The sequence below is a fragment of the Micromonospora sp. SD12 genome (assembly GCF_052068495.1).
Lineage (GTDB): Bacteria > Actinomycetota > Actinomycetes > Mycobacteriales > Micromonosporaceae > Micromonospora > Micromonospora echinofusca.
On record NZ_JBQHDF010000012.1, the window covers coordinates 82,049 to 102,100 of the forward strand.

The 20,052-nt window shown below is 76.4% G+C and carries 2 protein-coding genes and 1 pseudogene; all 3 read right to left on the reverse strand.

Going from position 1 to position 20,052, the window contains the following annotated elements:
- Nucleotides 1-5 precede the first annotated feature (5 nt).
- Nucleotides 6-5,480 (reverse strand): annotated as a pseudogene (locus tag ACTMS2_RS21470) (type I polyketide synthase); the annotation flags it as partial.
- A 25-nt stretch (nucleotides 5,481-5,505) separates the two neighbouring features.
- Nucleotides 5,506-14,985, reverse strand: a complete 9,480-nt coding sequence (locus ACTMS2_RS21475) for a type I polyketide synthase (RefSeq protein ID WP_441176992.1) — start codon at nucleotides 14,983-14,985, stop codon at nucleotides 5,506-5,508.
- A gap of 48 nt (nucleotides 14,986-15,033) precedes the next feature.
- Nucleotides 15,034-20,028, reverse strand: a complete 4,995-nt coding sequence (locus tag ACTMS2_RS21480) for a type I polyketide synthase (RefSeq protein WP_441176993.1) — start codon at nucleotides 20,026-20,028, stop codon at nucleotides 15,034-15,036.
- Nucleotides 20,029-20,052 lie beyond the last annotated feature (24 nt).

The window sequence follows — 20,052 nt, forward strand, 5'->3', positions numbered from 1 at the left end:
ACCGGTCACAGGCCCTGCGCGGTCAGCCACCGCTGCACCGTGCCGGCGAGTTCCGGCCCCCGGTCGGCGACCATGCTGAAGTGGTCACCGGCCGCGTCCGCCACCTCGTGCGGGTAGGGCCAGCGGGACCGCCAGCCGTCCTCCTCGCCGGCCCACTCCCCCAGCGGCTCGCTGGCCCGGACCAGCAGGGTCGGCGCCGCCATCTCGACCGGCTGCCAGTCCAGGAACAGGGGCAGGTAGCCGGCCCACGCGGTCGTCCGCCAGTCGTCCATCGGCGTGTACGCGCTCTCCCGGTCGATCATTCCGTCGAGCAGCTGCGGCACCCATCCGCCGAGCACCTCGCTGTTCGCCGGGTAGGTGTCCATCAGCACCACCGCGTCCGGCGTCCGGCCCTGGCGTTCCAGCTCGCCGGCGAGCAGGTTGGCCACCATCGCCCCGCCCGAGTGGCCGGCCAGCACGAACGGGCCGGCGCCCACGGCGCGCAGCACCGTGTCGGCGTGCACCCGCAGCAGGGCGTCGAGGTCGGCGGGAAGCTCCTCGCCCACGCCGAACCCCGGGTTGGGCAGGGCCCACACGTCGCGCACCCCCCGGAAGCCGGCGGCGAGTCGGGCGTACTCGTGGGCCCCGGAGAGCAGCGACATGGTGCAGCAGCACACCAGCTGCGCCCGGGCGTCCCCCTGGGCCAGCCGGAGGATGCCGGCCGGTCGGGTGAGCTGCGCCGGTTCACTGAAGCTGGGCCGGAACTGGGCGAGCTTGACCAGGAGTTCGGCGTACCCGGCCGGGTCCTCGCGCGCCTTCGGCTGGTTGAACAGCCCGCCGAGCAGGCCGCCGCCGGCGCTCTCCGGTGCGCCGCCCCCGGTGGCGTCCGCCGCGTCCTCGGCGGCGTCCGCGCCGACGAGCTGACCGAGCAGGTGGCGGGCGAGCGCCGTAGGGGTGGGGTGGTCGAAGAGCAGGGTCGCCGACAGCTCCGCCCCGGTCTCCTGGCACAGCGCGTCGCGCAGTTCCAGCGCGGTCAGCGAGTCGAAGCCGAGTTCCAGGAAGTCGCGGTCGGCCTCGACCGCCCCGGGCGAGGCGTGCCCGAGCACCGTGGCCACGCGTGCCCGCACGAGGTCCAGCAGGATCCGGTGCCGGTCGCCGGCCGGGACGCCGGCCAGCCGGTCGCGCAGCGCCCGGGCCGGGTCGGTGGCCTCGCCGCCGGGCCCGGCGTCCCGGTCTGCGACGACCGCCGCCTCGGGCACGCCGCGCAGCAGCGGGCTGGGCCGGACGGCGGTGAAGGCCGGCACGAAGGCGGCCCAGTCGAGGTCGGCGACCGCGAGCTGCTCGTCGCCGCGGCCCACGGCCTGCTCCAACGCGGACAGGGCCAGCGCGGTGGGCAGCGGACGGACCCCCCGGCGACGCAGCGGTACCGGATCGGTCACCTCGTCCGCCCAGGGCACCCACGCGACGACGGTGGCCGGCCGGCCGGCGGCGCGCCGGCCGGCGGCCAGGGCCTCCAGCCCGGCACCGGCGGCGGCGGAGACGGCCGCTCCCCCGCTGCCCCAGACGGCGGCGGTGGAGGTGAAGACCACGAACTCGTCGACCGGCCGACCGGCGCAGGCCTGGTCGAGCAGGTGCACGGCGGCGGTGCGGACGGCCACGGCGTCGGCCAGGTCGCGCGGCTCCAGCGCCACGACCGGGTCGCCGGCCCCGTCGGAGTCGGCGACGTGCAGGACGGTGCGGACCTCGGTGCCGGCGGCGGCCAGCCGGTCCAGCGCCTCGGGCAGCCCGTCGAGGTCGTCGACGCCGGTGACGGCGACGTCCCGGCCCAGGTCGGCGGGCGGCACGGAACCGACGACGACGAGGTGGGCCGCGCCCCGGTCGGCGAGCCACCGCAACAGGTGCGGGGTGCGCACCGCCGCCGCCCCGTGCACCAGGACCGCGCCCCGGGGCCGCCAGTCCGCGTCGGCGGCGCCGGCCGGGGCGCGCGACAGCCGCCGCGCGTACACCCCGCCGGAGCGCACCGCGAGCTGGTCCTCGTCGCCGCCGGCCGCGACGAGCCGGGCGAGCACGGCGAGCGCGGCGTCGTCCGGCTCCGCCGGCAGGTCCACCAGCCCGCCCCACAGGCGCGGCTGTTCCAACGCCAGCACCCGACCCAGACCCCATAGGTACGCGCCGGCCACGGCGGGCGCGGGATCGTCCGCGTCGACGGCCACCGCGCCCCGGGTCACCGTCCACACCGGCGCACTGCTCCCGGCGCCGCCGAGGGCCCGCACGAGCGCGGCGGTCGCGGCCAGCGCGGCGGTCCCGGCCGGCTCCCCCGCCGCCAGCAGCGAGAGCACGACCGACGGGGTGCCGCCGGCGGGTAGGGCCCGGGCGATGTCGTCCGGGTCGTCGGCCACGGTCACGAGCACCGGGGTCAGGCCCTCGGCGCGCAGGGCGGCCAGCACGGCGTCGGCGTCGGTGCCCGCCCCGGCCACCACCAGGCACTCGCCGGCCGGCGCGGTGCCGGCGGCGGGCGGGGCGACGCGGGCCCAGTCGGCGCGGTACCGCAGGCCGTCGAGCTCGGATCCGCGACGCCGCCGGTCCCGGTAGGACGCGAGGGCGGGCAGCAGCTCGGCGAGCGCCTCCTGCCGGCCGCCGTCGAGGCCGAGCGTGGCGGCCAGCGCGTCCGGCCGGCCCGCCGCCACCGCGGCCCAGAACTCCTCGTCGTCGCCGGCGGCGGCGGGTTGGATGAGGTCGACGGTGGGCGGGTCCGGCCAGTACCGCTCGTGGTGGAAGGCGTAGGTGGGCAGCTCGACGCGGGCGGCGTCGCTGCCGGCGAAGAGCGCCGGCCAGTGCACCCCGGCGCCGCGCAGGTCGACGGCGGCGAGCGCGGCGAGCAGGGTGGCCGCTTCCGGCTGATCCCGGCGGCCGAGCGACACGAAGGCCGTGGGCTCGACGTCAGGCAGGCACTCGCGGGCCAGCGCGGTCAGGGCGCCGTCGGGGCCGAGTTCCAGGAAGGTCGCGACACCGGCGGCGGCCAGGGTGGCGACGCCGTCGTGGAAGCGGACGGTGTCCCGCACGTGGTCGACCCAGTAGCCCGGGTCGGTGGCCTGGGCGGCGGTCAGCGGCTCGCCGGTGCGGTCGGAGACGACCGGCAGGGTCGGCGGCTGCCAGGTGACCTTCTCCGCGACCACCCGGAAGTCGGCCAGCATGGCGTCCATGCGCGCGGAGTGGAACGCGTGGCTGACCCGCAGCCGGCGCGACCGCCGGCCCTCGGCGGCCAGCCGCCGACCCGCCGCGAGCACGGCCTCCTCGTCGCCGGAGAGCACCACCGAGCGGGGACCGTTCACGGCGGCCAGCGACACCCGCTCGTCGAGCAGCGGGAGCACCTCGGCCTCGGACGCCCGTACCGCCAGCATCGCCCCGCCGACCGGCAGCTGCTGCATCAGCCGACCCCGGGCGGCCACCAGGGCCGCCGCGTCGGCCAGCGACAGCACGCCGGCGACGTGTGCCGCGGCCAGCTCGCCGACCGAGTGCCCGAGCAGGAACTGCGGGCGCAGCCCCCACGCGGTGACCAGCCGGTAGGCGGCGACCTCGTAGGCGAACAGCGCCGGCTGGGTGAACTCGGTGCGGTCCAGCAGCGCCGCCTCGGGCGAGTCGGCCTCGGCGAAGACCACCTCCCGCAGCGGCCGGCTCAGGTGCTGGTCCAGCTCCCCGGCCACCTCGTCGAACGCGGCGGCGAACACCGGGAACCGGCGGCACAGCTCGGCGCCCATGCCGGGGCGCTGGGCGCCCTGGCCGGTGAAGAGGAACGCGACCTTGCCGGCCGGGCGGGCCACCCCGCGTACCACGCCGGGGGCGGTGCGCTCCTCGGCGACCGCGCGCAGGCCGGACAGCAGCGCGTCGCGGTCGTCGCCGATCACGGCGGCCCGGTGCGGCAGCGCCGCCCGGGTGGTGACCAGCGAGTACGCCACGTCGGCCGGGGCCAGGTCGGGCTGGTCGGCGAGATGGTCGAGCAGCCGCCGGGCCTGTCCGGCCAGGGCCGGCGCGGACCGGGCGGAGACGATCCAGGGGGCCGGCGGGGCGGGCGTGCCGGCCGGCCGGGCGTCGTCGGTGTCCGCCCCGGCGGCCTGCTCGATGATGACGTGCGCGTTGGTGCCGCTGATCCCGAACGCGGAGACCCCGGCCCGGCGCGGCTGCCCGGTCTCCGGCCAGGGCTGCGCCCCGGTCAGCAGGGACACCGCCCCGCTGTTCCAGTCGACGTGCGGGGTGGGCTCGTCCACGTGCAGGGTGGGCGGCAGCACCCCGTGCCGCATGGCGAGGACCATCTTCATCACCCCGGCCACACCCGCCGCCGCCTGGGTGTGCCCGATGTTCGACTTCACCGACCCCAGCCACAACGGCCGGTCGGCGGGGCGCTCCTTGCCGTACGTGGCCAGCAGCGCCTGCGCCTCGATCGGGTCGCCGAGCGTGGTGCCGGTGCCGTGCGCCTCGACGACGTCCACCTGCTCGGCGCTGAGCCCCGCGTTGGTGAGGGCCTGCCGGATCACCCGCCGCTGGGACGGGCCGTTCGGGGCGGTCAGCCCGCTGCTCGCGCCGTCCTGGTTGACCGCGCTGCCGCGTACCACCGCGAGGACCGGGTGGCCGTTGCGGCGGGCGTCGGAGAGCCGCTCGACCAGCAGCATGCCGGCCCCCTCGGACCAGCCGGTGCCGTCGGCGGCGGCGGCGAACGACTTGCACCGGCCGTCGGTGGACAGGCCGCGCTGGCGGGAGAACTCCACGAAGACGGTCGGGGTGGCCATCACCGACACGCCGCCGACCAGCGCCATCGTGCACTCGCCCAGCCGCAGCGCCTGGCAGGCCAGGTGCAGCGCGACCAGGGACGAGCTGCACGCCGTGTCCACGGTGACCGCCGGCCCCTCCAGGCCCAGCGCGTACGAGATCCGGCCGCTGGCCACCGCGGCGGCGCTGCCGGTGCCGAGGTAGCCCTCGACGCCGCCGCTGACCCCGGTCAGCAGCGCCGCGTAGTCGCCCTGGCTGCTGGTCGCCGCGTACACGCCGGTGGGCGCGCCGCGCAGCGTGGTGGGGTCGATGCCGGCCCGCTCGAACGCCTCCCACGCGGTCTCCAGCAGCAGCCGCTGCTGCGGGTCCATGGCGAGGGCCTCGCGGGGGCTGATGCCGAAGAAGGCGGGGTCGAAGTCCCCGGCGGAGTAGAGGAACCCGCCCTCGCGCACGTACGACGTGCCCCGGCTGTCGGGGTCGGGGTCCGGGTCGTAGAGCGCGCCCAGGTTCCAGCCCCGGTCGTCGGGGAACGGCGACATCGCGTCGGTGCCCGCCGCCACCAGGTCCCACAGCTGCTCCGGCGACCCGACGCCGCCGGGGAACCGGCAGCTCATGCCGATGATCGCCACCGGCTCGCTGAGCGCGGCGGTCAGCTGCTGGTTCTGCTGCTTGAGCTTCTGGTTGTCGAGCAGGGACGCGCGCAGCGCGCCGACGACCTCGTCCAGGGAAACACTCATCGGGGGCTCCTCAGGGCCGGCCGGGTCACGAGTCGGAGCCTTCCAGGGCCATCCGGACCAGGCCGGCGACGTCGAGTTCGCGGATCTGGGCCTCGGGCGCGGGCGACGCGGCCGGGGCGGCGGGCGCCACGGCCGACGGGCCGGCGCTCGTGCGGGCCAGCTGGAGCAGCTGGTCGAGCAGGCCCGCCTGACGCAGCTCGTCCAGCGGGATCGCGGCGAGGGCCCGGCGGACCGACTCCTCGTCGCCGTCGCCGACGTCCGCGTCGCCGTCGGCGAAGAGCTCCTCGTACAGGTGGTCGGCCAGGCCGGCCGGGGTCGGGTAGTCGAAGACGACCGTGGTGGGCAGGTCGTGCCCCGTCGCCGCGGTGAGCAGGTTACGCAGCTCCACGGCGGTGAGCGAGTCGAAGCCGAGGTCCAGGAAGCCCCGGTCGGTCTCGATCGCGTCGCCGGAGGGGTGGCCGAGCACCTTCGCCGCGTCGACCCGCACCATCTCCAGCAGCGCGGCCCGTCGTTCGTCGCTGGGCAGCGCCCGCAACCCGGCGAGCAGGTCCCGGGCGACCGGCGCGGACGCGTCCGGCGTCTGGGCGGGGGCGGCGTCCAGCTCGCGTACGGCCGGCAGCTCCGCCAGCAGCGGGCTGGGCCGCAGCGAGGTGAACAGCGGCTGGAAGGTGGCCCAGTCGACGTCGGCGACGGTGACGCAGGTGTCGTCGGCGGCCAGGGCGTGGCGCAGTCCGGCCATCGCCACGCCCGGCGGCATCACCCGCAGGCCGCGGCGGCGCAGTTGCTCCGCCGCGCCCTCGGTGTACATGCCCGACTCGGTCCACGGGCCCCACGCGACGGACGTGGCCGGCAGGCCCCGGCCGCGCCGCCGCTCGGCGAGCGCGTCCAGGTAGGCGTTGCCGGCCGCGTACGCGCCCTGCCCGCCGCTGCCCCACACCGCCGAGATGGACGAGAAGAGCACGAACGCGTCCAGCTCGGTGTCGTCGAGCAGCTCGTCGAGGTGCTCGGCGCCGGAGAGCTTCGGGGCGATGACGTACGCCAGGTCCTCCAGGGTGGTGTCGGACAGCGGCACCACCTCGCTGACCCCCGCGGCGTGCACCACCGCGCGCAGCGGCGGCCCCTCCCGCCGCAGGTCGGTCAGGAGTTCGGCCACAGCGGCGCGGTCGGCGGCGTCGCAGCGGGCGACCCGGCAGTCCACGCCGAGGCCGGTCAGCTCGGCGAGCAGCTCGGCGGCGCCCGGGGTGTCGGTGCCCCGCCGGCTGGTCAGCACCACGCGTTGCGCGCCGGCGGCGGCCACCCAGCGGGCCACGTGCCCGCCGAGCGCGCCGGTGCCGCCGGTGATCAGCACCGTGCCACGGGGCTGCCACGGCGCGGGCTCTGATTCGGTGACCGCCGGGACGAGCCGCCGCACCAGCACCCCGGAGTCGCGGACGGCGAGCTGGTCCTCGACGCCGCCGCCGGTGAGGAGGCCGCCGAGTCGCATCGCCGTCCACGGTTCGAGGTCGGTGGGCAGGTCGACCAGCCCGGCCCAGCGGGTGGGCTGCTCCAGCGCGGCCACCCGGCCCAGGCCCCACAGCATCGCCTGCCGGGGGTTGGCGGGGACGTCGCCGTCGCCGGTTCCGACGGCACCCTGGGTGGCGCACCACAGCCGGGCCGGGGCGTCGAGGTCGACGAGCTGCTGGAGCAGGTGCACGGTCGCGGCGAGGCCGCGGGGCAGCGCCGGATGCTCGGCGTGCGGTGTGTCGTCCAGGCCGAGGAAGGACAGGATCGACAGCGGCCCCTCGCCCGCGCCGAGCGCCTCGGTGAGCACGTCGGCGAATCCGCCGCACAGCTCGTCGGGGTCGGCGGCGGTGTCCACGGGCACGATGCTGACCTCGGCGCCCAGCGCCCAGGTGCAGGAGTTCAGGTCGGGGTCGTCCGCCCGGTCGGCGGGCAGCAGCACCAGCCAGCGGCCGGGGTCCTGCTCCTGCGGGGTCTCCGCGACGGGCTCCCAGACGACCCGGTACCGGCTGCCGTCCACGAGGGCCCGCTCCCGGCCGCGCCGCCGCCACGCGGACAGGGCGGGCAGCACGGTGCCGAACGGCTGGTCGCGGTGCACGTCCAGGTCACGGGCCAGCGACTCGAGGTCCTCGGCCTCGACGGCCGCCCAGAAGCGGCGCTCGACCTCGGTGTGCTCGTTTTCGGCGGCCAGGTTGGCCCACGGCGGCGGCTCCGGCCAGTAGCGCTGCCGGTCGAAGGTGTAGGTGGGCAGGTCGACCCGCTGCGCGCCGGTGCCCGCGTAGAGGGCGGACCAGTCCGGGGAGACGCCGTGGGTGTGCAGCGCGGCGACCGCCCGCAGCAGGGTGGTCGGCTCGGCACGGTCCCGGCGCAGGGCCGGCACGACCAGCGGGGGCCGCCCGCCGGCCGGGGCGTCCTCGGCGAGGACGGCCTGGGCGAGGGCGGTGAGCACCCCGTCCGGACCGATCTCGACGTAGCCGGTGACGTTGCGCTCCCGCAACGCCGTGACGGCGTCGGCGAAGCGTACGGCGTCGCGGGCGTGGCGCACCCAGTAGTCGGGCGTGCCGATCTCCGCCACGTCGACCGGCGCGCCGGTGACGGTGGAGATCATCGGGATGGTCGGGGGCGCGTAGCGCAGCCGTCCGGCGACGGCGGCGAGGTCGTCGAGCACCGGATCCATCAGCGGGCTGTGGAACGCGTGGCTGACCGTGAGCCGCCGGATCCGTACGCCCCGGGCGGTCCACTCGGCGGCCAGTTCCTCGACGGCGTCGCCGGCCCCGGACACCACGACGGCGGCGGGACCGTTGACGGCGGCGACGGAGACCCGCTCGGCGCGGTCGGCGAGCGTGGCGGTCACCTCGGCCTCGGTGGCGGCGATGGCGAGCATCGCCCCGCCGGCCGGCAGCGCCTGCATCAGCCGGCCCCGGGCGGCGACCAGTTCGGCGGCGTCGGCCAGGGAGAGCACCCCGGCGGCGTGCGCCGCGGCGAACTCGCCGATGGAGTGCCCGGCGACGGCGTCGGGGCGCACGCCCCACGCCTCCAGCAGCCGGAACAGCGCCACCTCCACGGCGAAGAGCGCCGGCTGGGTGAACTCGGTGCGGTCCAGCGCCTCGGCCTCGGGGGTGTCGGGCTCGGCGAAGAGCAGCGGCTTCAGCGGGCGGGGCAGGTGCGCGTCGAGGGCGGCACAGGCCTCGTCCAGGGCGGCGGCGAAGACCGGGAACGCCTCCGCCAGCTCGCGACCCATCCCGGCCCGCTGGGCGCCCTGCCCCGAGAAGAGGTACGCCACCTTCGGCCGGGACGCGGCCACGCCGGTGACCACCAGCGGCGAGTCCTCGCCGGCGCCGAGGGCGCGCAGCCCGGCGCCCAGCGCGATCCGGTCGGTGGCCAGCACGACGGCGCGGTGTTCCAGGGTGGCCCGGGAGACCGCCGACGACCAGCCGACGTCGACCGTACGCGGCGCCTCCAGCCCGGTGAGCTGCTCGGCCCAGCGCTGCGCCTGGGCGGCCAGCGCGGCACCGGTGCGGCCCGACAGCAGCACCGGCACCACCGGCAGCAGGGCCGGGTCGCCCGTGGGCTGCTCGACGACGGACGGCTCCGGGGCCTGCTCCAGGATGGTGTGCGCGTTGGTGCCGCTGATGCCGAACGAGGAGACGGCCGCGCGGCGCGGGTGGTCGGTGACGGGCCACGGGCGGCCCTCGTCGAGCAGCTCGACCGCGCCGACGGACCAGTCCACCTGGTCGGTCGGCTCGTCGACGTGCAGGGTCTGCGGCAGGTAGCCGTGCCGCAGCGCCAGCACCATCTTGATGATCCCGGCGACCCCGGCGGCGGCCTGCGTGTGCCCGATGTTGGACTTGATCGAACCGAGCCAGAGCGGCTGGTCGGCGGGCCGCTGGCCGTACGTGGCGAGCAGGGCCTGCGCCTCGATCGGGTCGCCGAGCTTCGTGCCGGTGCCGTGCGCCTCGACGGCGTCCACGTCGGCCGGGGTGAGCCCGGCGTTGGCGAGCGCCTGCCGGATCACCCGCTGCTGCGACGGCCCGTTCGGCGCGGTGAGCCCGTTGGACGCGCCGTCCTGGTTGACGGCGCTGCCCCGGATCACGGCGAGCACGGGGTGGCCGTTGCGGCGGGCGTCGGAGAGCCGCTCGACGAGCAGCAGGCCGAGGCCCTCGCCCCAGCTGGTGCCGTCGGCGGCGGAGGCGAACGCCTTGACCCGGCTGTCCGGGGCGAGCCCCCGCTGCCGGCTGAAGCCGACGAACACCCCGGGGGTGGACATGACGGTGACGCCGCCGACGAGGGCGAGGGAGCACTCCGAGCGGCGCAGCGCCTGGCAGGCCCAGTGCAGCGCGACCAGCGACGACGAGCAGGCGGTGTCCACCGAGACGGCGGGCCCCTCCAGCCCGAGGGTGTACGACACCCGGCCGGAGAGCACGCTGCCGGCGTTGCCGGTCATCAGGTGCCCCTCGGCGCCCTCGGCGCTGAACATCAGGTTGCGGTAGTCCTGGTAGTTGGTGCCGACGAAGACGCCGGTGGGGCTGCCGCGCAGCGCGTGCGGGTCGATCCCGGCCCGCTCGATGGCCTCCCAGGACGCCTCCAGCAGCAGCCGCTGCTGCGGGTCCATGGCCAGGGCCTCGCGGGGGCTGATGCCGAAGAAGGTGGCGTCGAAGTCGGCGGCCCCGGTGACGAAGCCGCCCTCGCGGGCGTAGCTGGTGCCCTCCTTCTCCGGGTCGGAGTCGAAGAGCCGGTCGAGGTCCCAGCCCCGGTCGGTGGGGAACTCGCCGATCGCGTCGCCGCCGCCGGCGAGGAGCTGCCACAGCTGCTCCGGGGTGTCCGCCCCGCCGGGCAGGCGGCAGCTCATCGCCACGATGGCGATCGGCTCGTCGTCGTCGGCCGGGGCGGCCGGGGCGGGGGTGGCCACGTCCGGGGCGGCGCCGGTGAGCAGTTCGTCGAGGTGCGCGGCGAGCACCGTCGGGTTCGGGTAGTCGAAGGCGAGCGTCGCGGGCAGCCGCAGGTCGGTGGCGGCGGCCAGGAAGTTGCGCATGTCCACGGCGGTCAGCGAGTCCAGGCCGAGGTCGCGGAAGGGCAGGGTGGCCGGGATGTCGTCGGCGGCGCCGTAGCCGAGCGCGGTGGCCGCGCACTGGCGGACCAGCTCCAGCAGCGTCGCGGCGCGCTCCGCCGGGGCGAGCCCGGCGAGCCGCCGCGCCAGGGCCGACGGTACGTCCGGCTCCTCCTCGGCGGCCTCCAGCGGGGCGGGGCGCGTCGCCTCGCGTACCTCGGCGAGGTCGCCGAGCAGCGGGCTGGGCCGGACCAGGGTGAACGCGGGGGCGAACCGGGCCCAGTCGATGTCGGCGATGACGGTGGTGGTCTCGTCGCGCCGCAGCGCCCGGGCGAGGGCCTCGACGGCCAGGTCCGGGTCCATGCCGACCATGCCGCCCCGGCGCAGCCGCTGCTGGGCGCGCTCGTTGTCGGCGGGCAGGCCGGCACCGCGCCAGGCGCCCCAGGCCACGGAGAGGGCGGGTCGGCCCTCAGCCCGGCGCCGTTCGGCGAGGGCGTCGAGGAACGCGTTCGCCGCCCCGTACGCGCCCTGCCCGGCGTTGCCGGTGGTGCCGGCGACCGAGGAGAAGAGCACGAAGGCGTCCAGGTCGAGGTCCCGGGTCAGCTCGTCGAGGTGCAGCGCGCCGGCGCACTTCGGCGCGGCGACGGTGTGCAGGCGCTGCGCGGTGGCGGTGTCGACGATCCCGTCGTCGAGGACGGCGGCGGTGTGCAGCACGGCGGTCACCGGGGCGTCGGCGGGGGCGGCGGCGAGCAGGTCGGCCACCTGCGCCCGGTCGGCGACGTCGCAGCGGGCCACGGTGACCCGTACGCCGAGGTCGGTCAGCTCCGCCTCCAGCTCGGCGGCGCCGGGGGCGTCCGGGCCCCGGCGGCTGGCCAGCAGGACGTGCGCGGCGCCTGAGCGGGCCGCCCACCGGGCCAGGTGCCCGCCCAGCCCGCCGGTGCCGCCGGTGATCAGCACGGTGCCGCGCATCCGCCAGGCGTCCCCGGAGGCTGCCGGCTCGGGTTCGGTGATCCGGGCGAGTCGGCGCACGTACACCCCGGAGTCGCGGACGGCGAGCTGGTCCTCGCCGCCGGACTGGTCCGCGTCGTCGCCGTCGCCGAACGGGTCCTCGCCGCCGCTGGCGCCGAGCGCCGCGCAGAGCAGCGCGCCGGCCTGCGCGTCGAGGACGTCCGGCAGGTCGAGCAGACCGCCCCAGCGGCCGGGGTGCTCCAGGGCGACGGCCCGGCCGAGCCCCCAGACGGAGGCGGCGACGGGGCGCGGCGCCGGGTCGTCGGGGCCGACCGCGACGGCCCCGCGGGTCGCGCACCACAGCGGCGCCTCGACGCCGAGCGCGCCGAGCGCCTGCACCAGCAGGGCGGTGCCCGAGACGGCCAGCGAGGTCGCCGGATGCTCCGGGTGCGCGCGTTCGTCCAGGCCCAGCAGCGAGAGCACGGCGACGGGGGCGTCCGGGCCGGCGAGCGCGGCGCCCAGCGCGTCGGCCAGCGCCGCCGGGTCGTCGGTGGCGTCCAGCCGCACGGGTACGACGTCCGCGCCGAAGTTGCCGAGTGCCGACAGCACGTCGGTGACCAGGGGGTCGTCGCCCAGCGCCGCGGGCACCGGGACGAGCCAGGTGCCGCCGAGCCAGGTCAGCGGCAGGTCGGGCACGGCCTGCCAGGTGACCCGGTAGCGCCACCGGTCGATGTCGGGCTCGCCGTCGGGCGCGGCGAGGAAGACCGGCGGCGCGGGCCAGTACCGGTGGTGGTCGAAGGCGTACGTGGGCAGGTCGACGGCGGGCGCGGCGGGAAGCACCTTCGTCAGGTCGACGGGCAGGCCGATGGCGTGCGCGGTGGCGAGGTTGGTCAGCAGCCGCGTCGGGTCGTCGTCGTCGCGGCGCAGGCTGCCCAGGGTGTGGCCGGTGACGCCGGTGTCGTCGAGGATCGCCGTGACCGGCATCGTCAGCACCGGATGCGGGCTGATCTCGATGAACGTGGTGTGCCCGGCGGCGACGGCCACCCGCACGGCGGCGTCGAACTGCACGGTCTGCCGCAGGTTGTCGTACCAGTAGTCCGCGCCCATGGCGGTGGGGTCGACCCAGTCCCCGGTCAGGGTGGAGACGAGCCGGGTGTGGCCGGCCTGCGGGGTGACGTCGGCCAGGTCCGCGCGGAGCTGCTCGGCGACCTCCTGCACGGCGGGCGAGTGCGACGCGTAGTCGACGGGGATCAGCCGGGCGCGGATCCCCTCGGCCTGGCACGCCTGCACCAGGTCGGCGACGTGCTGCGGCGGGCCGGAGACCACGACGGTGGACGGGCCGTTGACGGCCGCCACCCCGACGCCCGGGAAGGCCGGCAGCCGCTCGGCGACCGCCTCGGCGGAGAGGTCCACCGACGCCATGGTGCCGGTGCCCCGCAGCACCGTCAGGGCACGCGAGCGCAGGGCCACGGCCTTCGCCGCGTCCTCCAGGGACAGGATCCCGGCCACACACGCCGCGCCGATCTCGCCCTGCGAGTGACCAACCACCGCAGCCGGAGTCACACCCGCGTGCTGCCACACCGCGGCGAGGGCCATGCCCACGGCCCACAGCACCGGCTGCACGACCTCGACCCGCGCCAACCACGACTCGTCGTCGCCGGTCAACACCGACACCAGGTCGACGTCCAGGTACGGGGCCAGGGCCCGCTGGCACTCGGCCAGCTTCGCGTCGAACACCGGCGTACGACCGACCAGGCCGGCCGCCATCCGCGCCGACTGGGCGCCCTGGCCCGGGAAGACGAACACGGGGCCCGCGCCGGGGCTCGACGCCACGGCGGTGACCACGTTCCCGGCCGGCAGCCCGGCCGCGACCGCGTCCAGCCCGGACAGCAGCTCCTCGGCGGTCGAGGCGACCACGGCGGCGCGGTGGTCGAACGTGGAGCGGGTGGCCGCCAGGGACCAGCCCACCGCCGCCGGGTCCGTGCCCGCCCGCTCACGCAGGTACGACGCGAGCCGGGCGGCCTGCCCGGCCAGGGCGGCCTTCGACCGGGCCGACACCGGCCACAGGAGCGCGTCGGCGGCGACCAGGCCGGGGGCCGAGCCGGACGGGCGTTCCTCGGCCGGCTCGGCCGGCTGCTCGATGATCACGTGGGCGTTGGTGCCGGAGATGCCGAACGAGGAGACGGCGCCGCGCCGTACCCGGCCGGTCTCGGGCCACGGCCGTGCCTCGGTGACCAGTTCCACCGCGCCGGCCGTCCAGTCGATGTGCGGGGACGGCGCGTCGACGTGCAGCGTCGCCGGCACGAGGCCGTGCCGGATGGCGAGCACCAGCTTGATCACGCCGGCCACGCCCGCGGCGGCCTGGGCGTGGCCGATGTTCGACTTCACCGAGCCGAGCAGCAGCGGCGGCGCCTCCCCCCGGTCCTGCCCGTACGTGGCGATGAGCGCCTGCGCCTCGATCGGGTCGCCCAGCTTGGTGCCGGTGCCGTGCGCCTCCACGACGTCCACGTCGGCGGTGGCGAGCCGGGCGGAGGCCAGGGCCTGGCTGATCACCCGCTGCTGCGCCGGCCCGTTCGGGGCGGTCAACCCGTTCGACGCGCCGTCCTGGTTGACGGCGGTGCCGCGGACCACCGCGAGGACGCGGTGGCCGTTGCGGCGGGCGTCCGACAGCCGCTCGACCAGCAGCCAGCCGACGCCCTCGGAGAACCCGGCGCCGTCGGCGGCGGCGGCGAACGACCGGCACCGCCCGTCCGGGGAGAGGGCGCGCTGCCGGCTGGATCCGATGTAGAGGCCCGGGGTGGCCATCACGGTCACCCCGCCGGCCAGCGCCAGGTCGCACTCCCCCGCCCGCAGCGCCTGCACCGCGAGGTGCAGCGCCACCAGCGACGACGAGCAGGCCGTGTCGATGGAGACGGCTGGCCCCTCCAGCCCGAGGGCGTACGACACCCGGCCCGACGCGACGGCCGCCGCGCCCCCGGTCATCGAGTGCCCCTCGTCGCCGTCCGGCGACATCATCAGCAGGGTGCCGTAGTCCTGCCCGTTGGTGCCGACGAACACCCCGGTCCGGCTGCCGCGCAGCGAGGCGGGGTCGATGCCGGCGGCCTCGACCGCCTCCCAGGACGTCTCCAGCAGCAGTCGCTGCTGCGGGTCCATCGTCAACGCCTCACGGGGCGAGATGCCGAAGAAGGCGGAGTCGAAGTCCCCGGCCCCGTCGATGAACCCGCCCTCCCGGGCGTACGAGGTGCCCGGGTTGTCGGGGTCGGGGTGGTAGAGGCGCTCCAGGTCCCAGCCCCGGTCGTCGGGGAAGGGGGTGACGGCGTCCCGGCCGTCGCGCAGCAGCTCCCACAGGTCGTCGGGGTTGCGCACCCCGCCCGGCAACCGGCAGCTCATCGCCACGATCGCCACCGGCTCCAGTTCCTGGGACTGTGCCTCACTGAGCCGGCGGCGGGTGTCGTGGAGATCAGCCATGACCCGCTTGAGGTAGTCGCGGAGCTTGTCTTCATTGGCCATCGGAGTGCCGCTTCCTCGAAAGGGACGGGAGAGAGCTGGAGCTGGAGGTCAGGAGATGCCGAGGTCCTTGTCCACCATCGCGAACAGTTCGTCGTCGGTGGCGTCGTCGAGGTGCCGGCCGATGTCGGCGCCACCGCTGTCCTGGGCGAGCCGGGAGAGCATCGCCTGGAGGCGTACGGTGGCCCGCACCCGGGCGGCCTCGTCGCGCGCCACCACGTCGAGGCTGTCGGCGATCCGGTCCAGATCGTCGAGGAGGGCGGTCGGGGTGACCACGTCGTCGTGGGCGACCTCGGCGAACAGGTACTCCGCCAGGGTCGTCGGGGTCGGGTAGTCGAAGACCAGGGTGACCGGGAGGGCCACGCCGGTGGCCGAGCCGAGCCGGTTGCGCAGCTCGACGGCGGTGACGGAGTCGAAGCCCAGCTCCCGGAACGCCCGGTGCTCGTCCACCGACTCGGCGGACGGGTAGTTGAGCACGGCGGCGACCTGGCTGCGGACCAGGCCGAGCAGCACGGCGAGCCGCTCGGCGGCGGGCAGCCCGGCGAGCCGCTCCTGCAACGACTCCGGGCCGTCGCCGGCCTCCACGCTGGCGACCTTCTCGGCCGTGGCGAGCCGCCGCACGTCCGGCAGGTCACTGATCAGCGGGCCGGGCCGGGTGGCGGTGAAGGCGACGGAGAACCGCTCCCAGGCGATGTCGGCGATGGTGAGGAACGCCTCGCCGTGGTCGACGGCCTGGTGCAGCGCGGCGATGGCCGCGTCGGGGGTCATCTCGGGTACGCCGTGGCGGTGCAGCAGCTCGCCGAGCGGCCCGTCGGCCATGCCGCCGCCGGCCCACGCCCCCCAGGCGACGCTGGTGGCGGTCAGGCCGAGGCCGCGCCGGTGCTGGGCCAGCGCGTCGAGGAACGCGTTGCTCGGGGCGTAGTTGCCGACGCCGGAGCTGGCCACGCTGCCGGCGAAGGACGAGAACATGATGAACGCCGACAGCTCGTGGTCGAGGGTCAGCTCGTGCAGGTTGTACGCGACGTCGACCTTGGCCTGGAGCACGCGCTCGATCTGCTCCGGCCGGATGTCGTTGATCATGGCGTCGTCGAGCACGGCGGAGGCGTGCACGACGGCGGTGAGCGGGTACTCGGCGGGGATCGCGTCGATCAGGTCGGCCAGCGCGTCGCGGTCGGAGGCGTCGCACTCGACGACGGTGGCCTGGGCGCCCAGCTCGGTGAGGTCGTCGACGAGCTGCTGCGCGCCCGGCGCGGCCATGCCCCGCCGGCTGACGACGACGATGTTCTCCACGCCGCTGCGGGCCAGCCAGCGGGCGGCGTGCCCACCGAGCGCGCCGGTGCCGCCGGTGACCAGCGCCGTGCCGTACGGTTGCCACGGGTTGGCGGGCTGGCTGTCGCCGAGCGGGACCCGGGTGAGCCGGCGGGCGAGCAGACCGCTGGGGCGTACCGCGATCTGGTCCTCCTCCCCGGCGGTGGTGAGGGCCGCGACCAGCAGGTCGGCGCAGCGGTCCTCGACGGCCTCGGGCAGGTCCACGAGACCGCCCCAGCGCTGCGGGTGCTCCAGCGCGGCGACCCGGCCGAAGCCCCAGACCAGCGACTGCACCGGGGAGCGCAGCAGGTCGGCCATGCCGACGGAGGCCGCGCCGGAGGTGACGCTCCACATGGGGGCGCGCAGGCCGATGTCGCCGAGGGCCTGGAAGAGCGCGACGGTGGCGGCGAATCCGCCGGGCACGGACGGGTGCAGCGGGTGGGCCAGCTCGTCGAAGGCGAGCAGCGAGACCACGCCGGTCACCTCGGGGGCGGCGGCGTCGCCGCCCGGTGCGGCGGCGAGCGCCTCCTGGAGCAGCTTGCCGAACTGGTCGCGGTCGACGTCGGGGGTGGAGACGGCGACCGGGACCAGCGTCGCGCCGGCGGCCGTGAACGCCTCGACGCAGGCGTCCTGCCAGGGCTCGATGATGTCGCCGGTCGGCATGACCACGACCCAGGTGCCGCTCATGCCCCGGTTGGCGACGCCGGTCAGGGGCTTCCAGGTGTCCTGGTAGCGCCAGCTGTCGATGTCGGACTGCCGGCGCCGCTGCCGCCGCCAGGAGGTGAGCAGCGGCAGGGCCGGCAGCAGCGCGTCGAGGACCTCGTGCGCCGGGGTCTCGTCGGTGGCGATGGTCTCGGCGAGGGCGGTGACGTCGCCGCGTTCCACGGCCGCCCAGAAGCTCGCGTCGCTGGGGTCGCCGGCGCCGGAGAGCAGGCTCTCCAGGTCGGGGCCGCCACTGCCGTCGAGCCAGAACCGCTGGTGGTCGAAGGCGTACGTGGGCAGCGGCGCGACGTCGGTCTCGGCGAGGACGTCCGCCAGGTCGACGGGCAGGCCGATGGCGTGCGCGGTGGCGAGGTTGGTCAGCAGGCGCGTCGGGTCGTCGTCGCCGCGGCGCAGGCTGCCCAGGGTGTGGCCGGTGACGCCGCTGTCGTCGAGGATCGCCGTGACCGGCATCGTCAGCACCGGGTGGGGGCTGATCTCCACGAAGGTGGTGTGCCCGGCGGCGATCGCCGTGCGCACGGCCGCGTCGAACCGCACGGTCCGGCGCAGGTTGTCGTACCAGTAGTCGGCGGTCATCGCGGCGGGGTCGACCCAGTCCCCGGTCAGGGTGGAGACGAGCCGGGTGTGGCCGGCCCGGGGGGTGACGTCGGCCAGGTCCGCGCGGAGCTGCTCGGCGACCTGCTGCACGGCCTCGGAGTGGGAGGCGTAGTCGACGGGGATGAGCCGGGCGCGCAGGCCCTCGGCCTGGCACGCCGCGACGAGGTCGGCCACGGGCTGCGGCGGGCCGGAGACCACGACGGTGGACGGGCCGTTGACGGCCGCCACCCCGACGCCCGGGAAGGCCGGCAGCCGCTCGGTGACCGCGTCGGCCGGCAGGTCCACCGACGCCATCGTGCCGGTGCCGCGCAGCACGGCGAGCGCACGGGAGCGCAGCGCCACCGTCCGGGCGGCGTCCTCCAGGGTGAGGATGCCGGCCACGCAGGCGGCGCCGATCTCGCCCTGCGAGTGGCCGACGACCGCGTCCGGGACGACGCCCGCCGCGCGCCACACGGCCGCGAGGGCGATGCCGACGGCCCACAGGACCGGCTGCACGACCTCGACCCGCTCCAGCCACGACTCGTCGTCGCCGGTGAGCACCGACACCAGGTCGACGTCGAGGTACGGGGCGAGGGCCCGCTGGCACTCCGCCAGCTTCGCGTCGAACACCGGCGTACGACCCACCAGGCCGGCCGCCATCCGCGCCGACTGGGCGCCCTGGCCGGGGAACACGAAGACGGGGCCGGTGCCGGCGCTGGTGACCGTACCGGTGACGAGGTTGCCGGCCGGCTGGCCGGCGGCGAGGGCGTCCAGCCCGGCGAGCAGCTCGTCGGCGGTCGAGGCGACGACGGCGGCGCGGTGGTCGAACGTCGAGCGGGTGGTGGCCAGCGACCAGCCGACCGCCGCCGGGGCGAGGTCGCCGTGCTCGCGCACGTGCCGCGCGAGCCGGGCGGCCTGCCCGGCGAGGGCGGTCTTCGACCGGGCCGACACCGGCCAGAGGGTGACGTCGGAGGCGACCAGGCCGGGCCGTCGCGCGGGCTCGACGGCGGTGGCCTCGACGGCCTCCTCGCCGTCGACGGCGACCGGGTCGGCGACGCGCGGCCGGTACTCCTCCAGGATCACGTGGGCGTTGGTGCCGCTGACGCCGAAGGAGGAGACACCGCCGCGGCGGGGGCGGTCCAGTTCCGGCCACGGCTTGGACTCGGTGAGCAGGGACACGGCCCCGGCGGTCCAGTCCACGTGCGGGGAGGGCTCGTCGACGTGCAGGGTCTCCGGCATGACGCCGTTGCGCAGCGCCATCACCATCTTGACCAGCCCGGCGACGCCGGCGGCGCTCTGGGTGTGGCCGATGTTCGACTTCACCGAGCCCAGCCACAGCGGCCGGTCGGCCGGCCGGTCCTGCCCGTACGTGGCGATGAGCGCCTGCGCCTCGATGGGGTCGCCCAGGGTGGTGCCGGTGCCGTGCGCCTCGACCATGTCGACGTCGGCGGTGCCGAGCCGGGCGTTGGCGAGGGCCTGCCGGATGACCCGCTGCTGGGAGGGGCCGTTCGGGGCGGTGAGCCCGTTGGACGCGCCGTCCTGGTTGAGGGCGCTGCCCCGGATCACGGCGAGGATCGGGTGGCCGTTGCGCTCGGCGTCGGCCAGCCGCTCCACGACGAGCACGCCGCCGCCCTCGCCCCAGCCGGTGCCGTCCGCGCCGGCGGCGAAGGCCCTGCACCGGCCGTCGACGGACATGCCGCGCTGCCGGGAGAAGACGACGAACACGCCCGGGGTGACCATGACGGTGACGCCGCCGGCGATGGCCAGGTCGCACTCGCCGCGACGCAGCGCGTTCACGGCGAGGTGCAGGGCCACCAGCGAGGAGGAGCAGGCGGTGTCCACGGTGACGGCCGGGCCGTTGAGGCCGAGGGTGAACGAGATCCGGCCGGACGCGACGCTTGTGGTGTTGCCGGTGCCGATGTACATGTCGACGCCCTCGGGCACGTTCGGCAGACCCATGCCGTAGTTGGACGTGCTCAGCCCGACGAAGACACCGGTGGAGCTGCCGCGCAGCGACAGCGGGTCGATGCCGGCCCGCTCGACGGCCTCCCAGGACGTCTCCAGCAGCAGCCGCTGCTGCGGGTCCATGGCGAGGGCCTCACGCGGGGAAATGCCGAAGAGGGACGGGTCGAAGTCACCGGCGCCGTCGAGGAACCCGCCGATGCGGGTGTAGCTCTTGCCCGGCTTGTTGGGGTCGGGGTCGTAGAGCGCCTCCAGGTCCCACCCCCGGTCGTCGGGGAACTCGGTGAGCGCGTCCCGGCCGTCGGCGACGAGCTCCCACAGGTCCTCCGGCGACCGGACCCCACCGGGGAAGCGGCAGCTCATGGAGACGATGGCCAGCGGCTCCTGATCCCGGGCCTCGACGGTCTGCAGCTTGCGCTTGGTGTCGTGCAGGTCGGCGGTCACCCGCTTGAGGAAGTACCGCAGCTTGTCGTCGCTCATCGGGTGGCCCCTGCCTCGATTCGA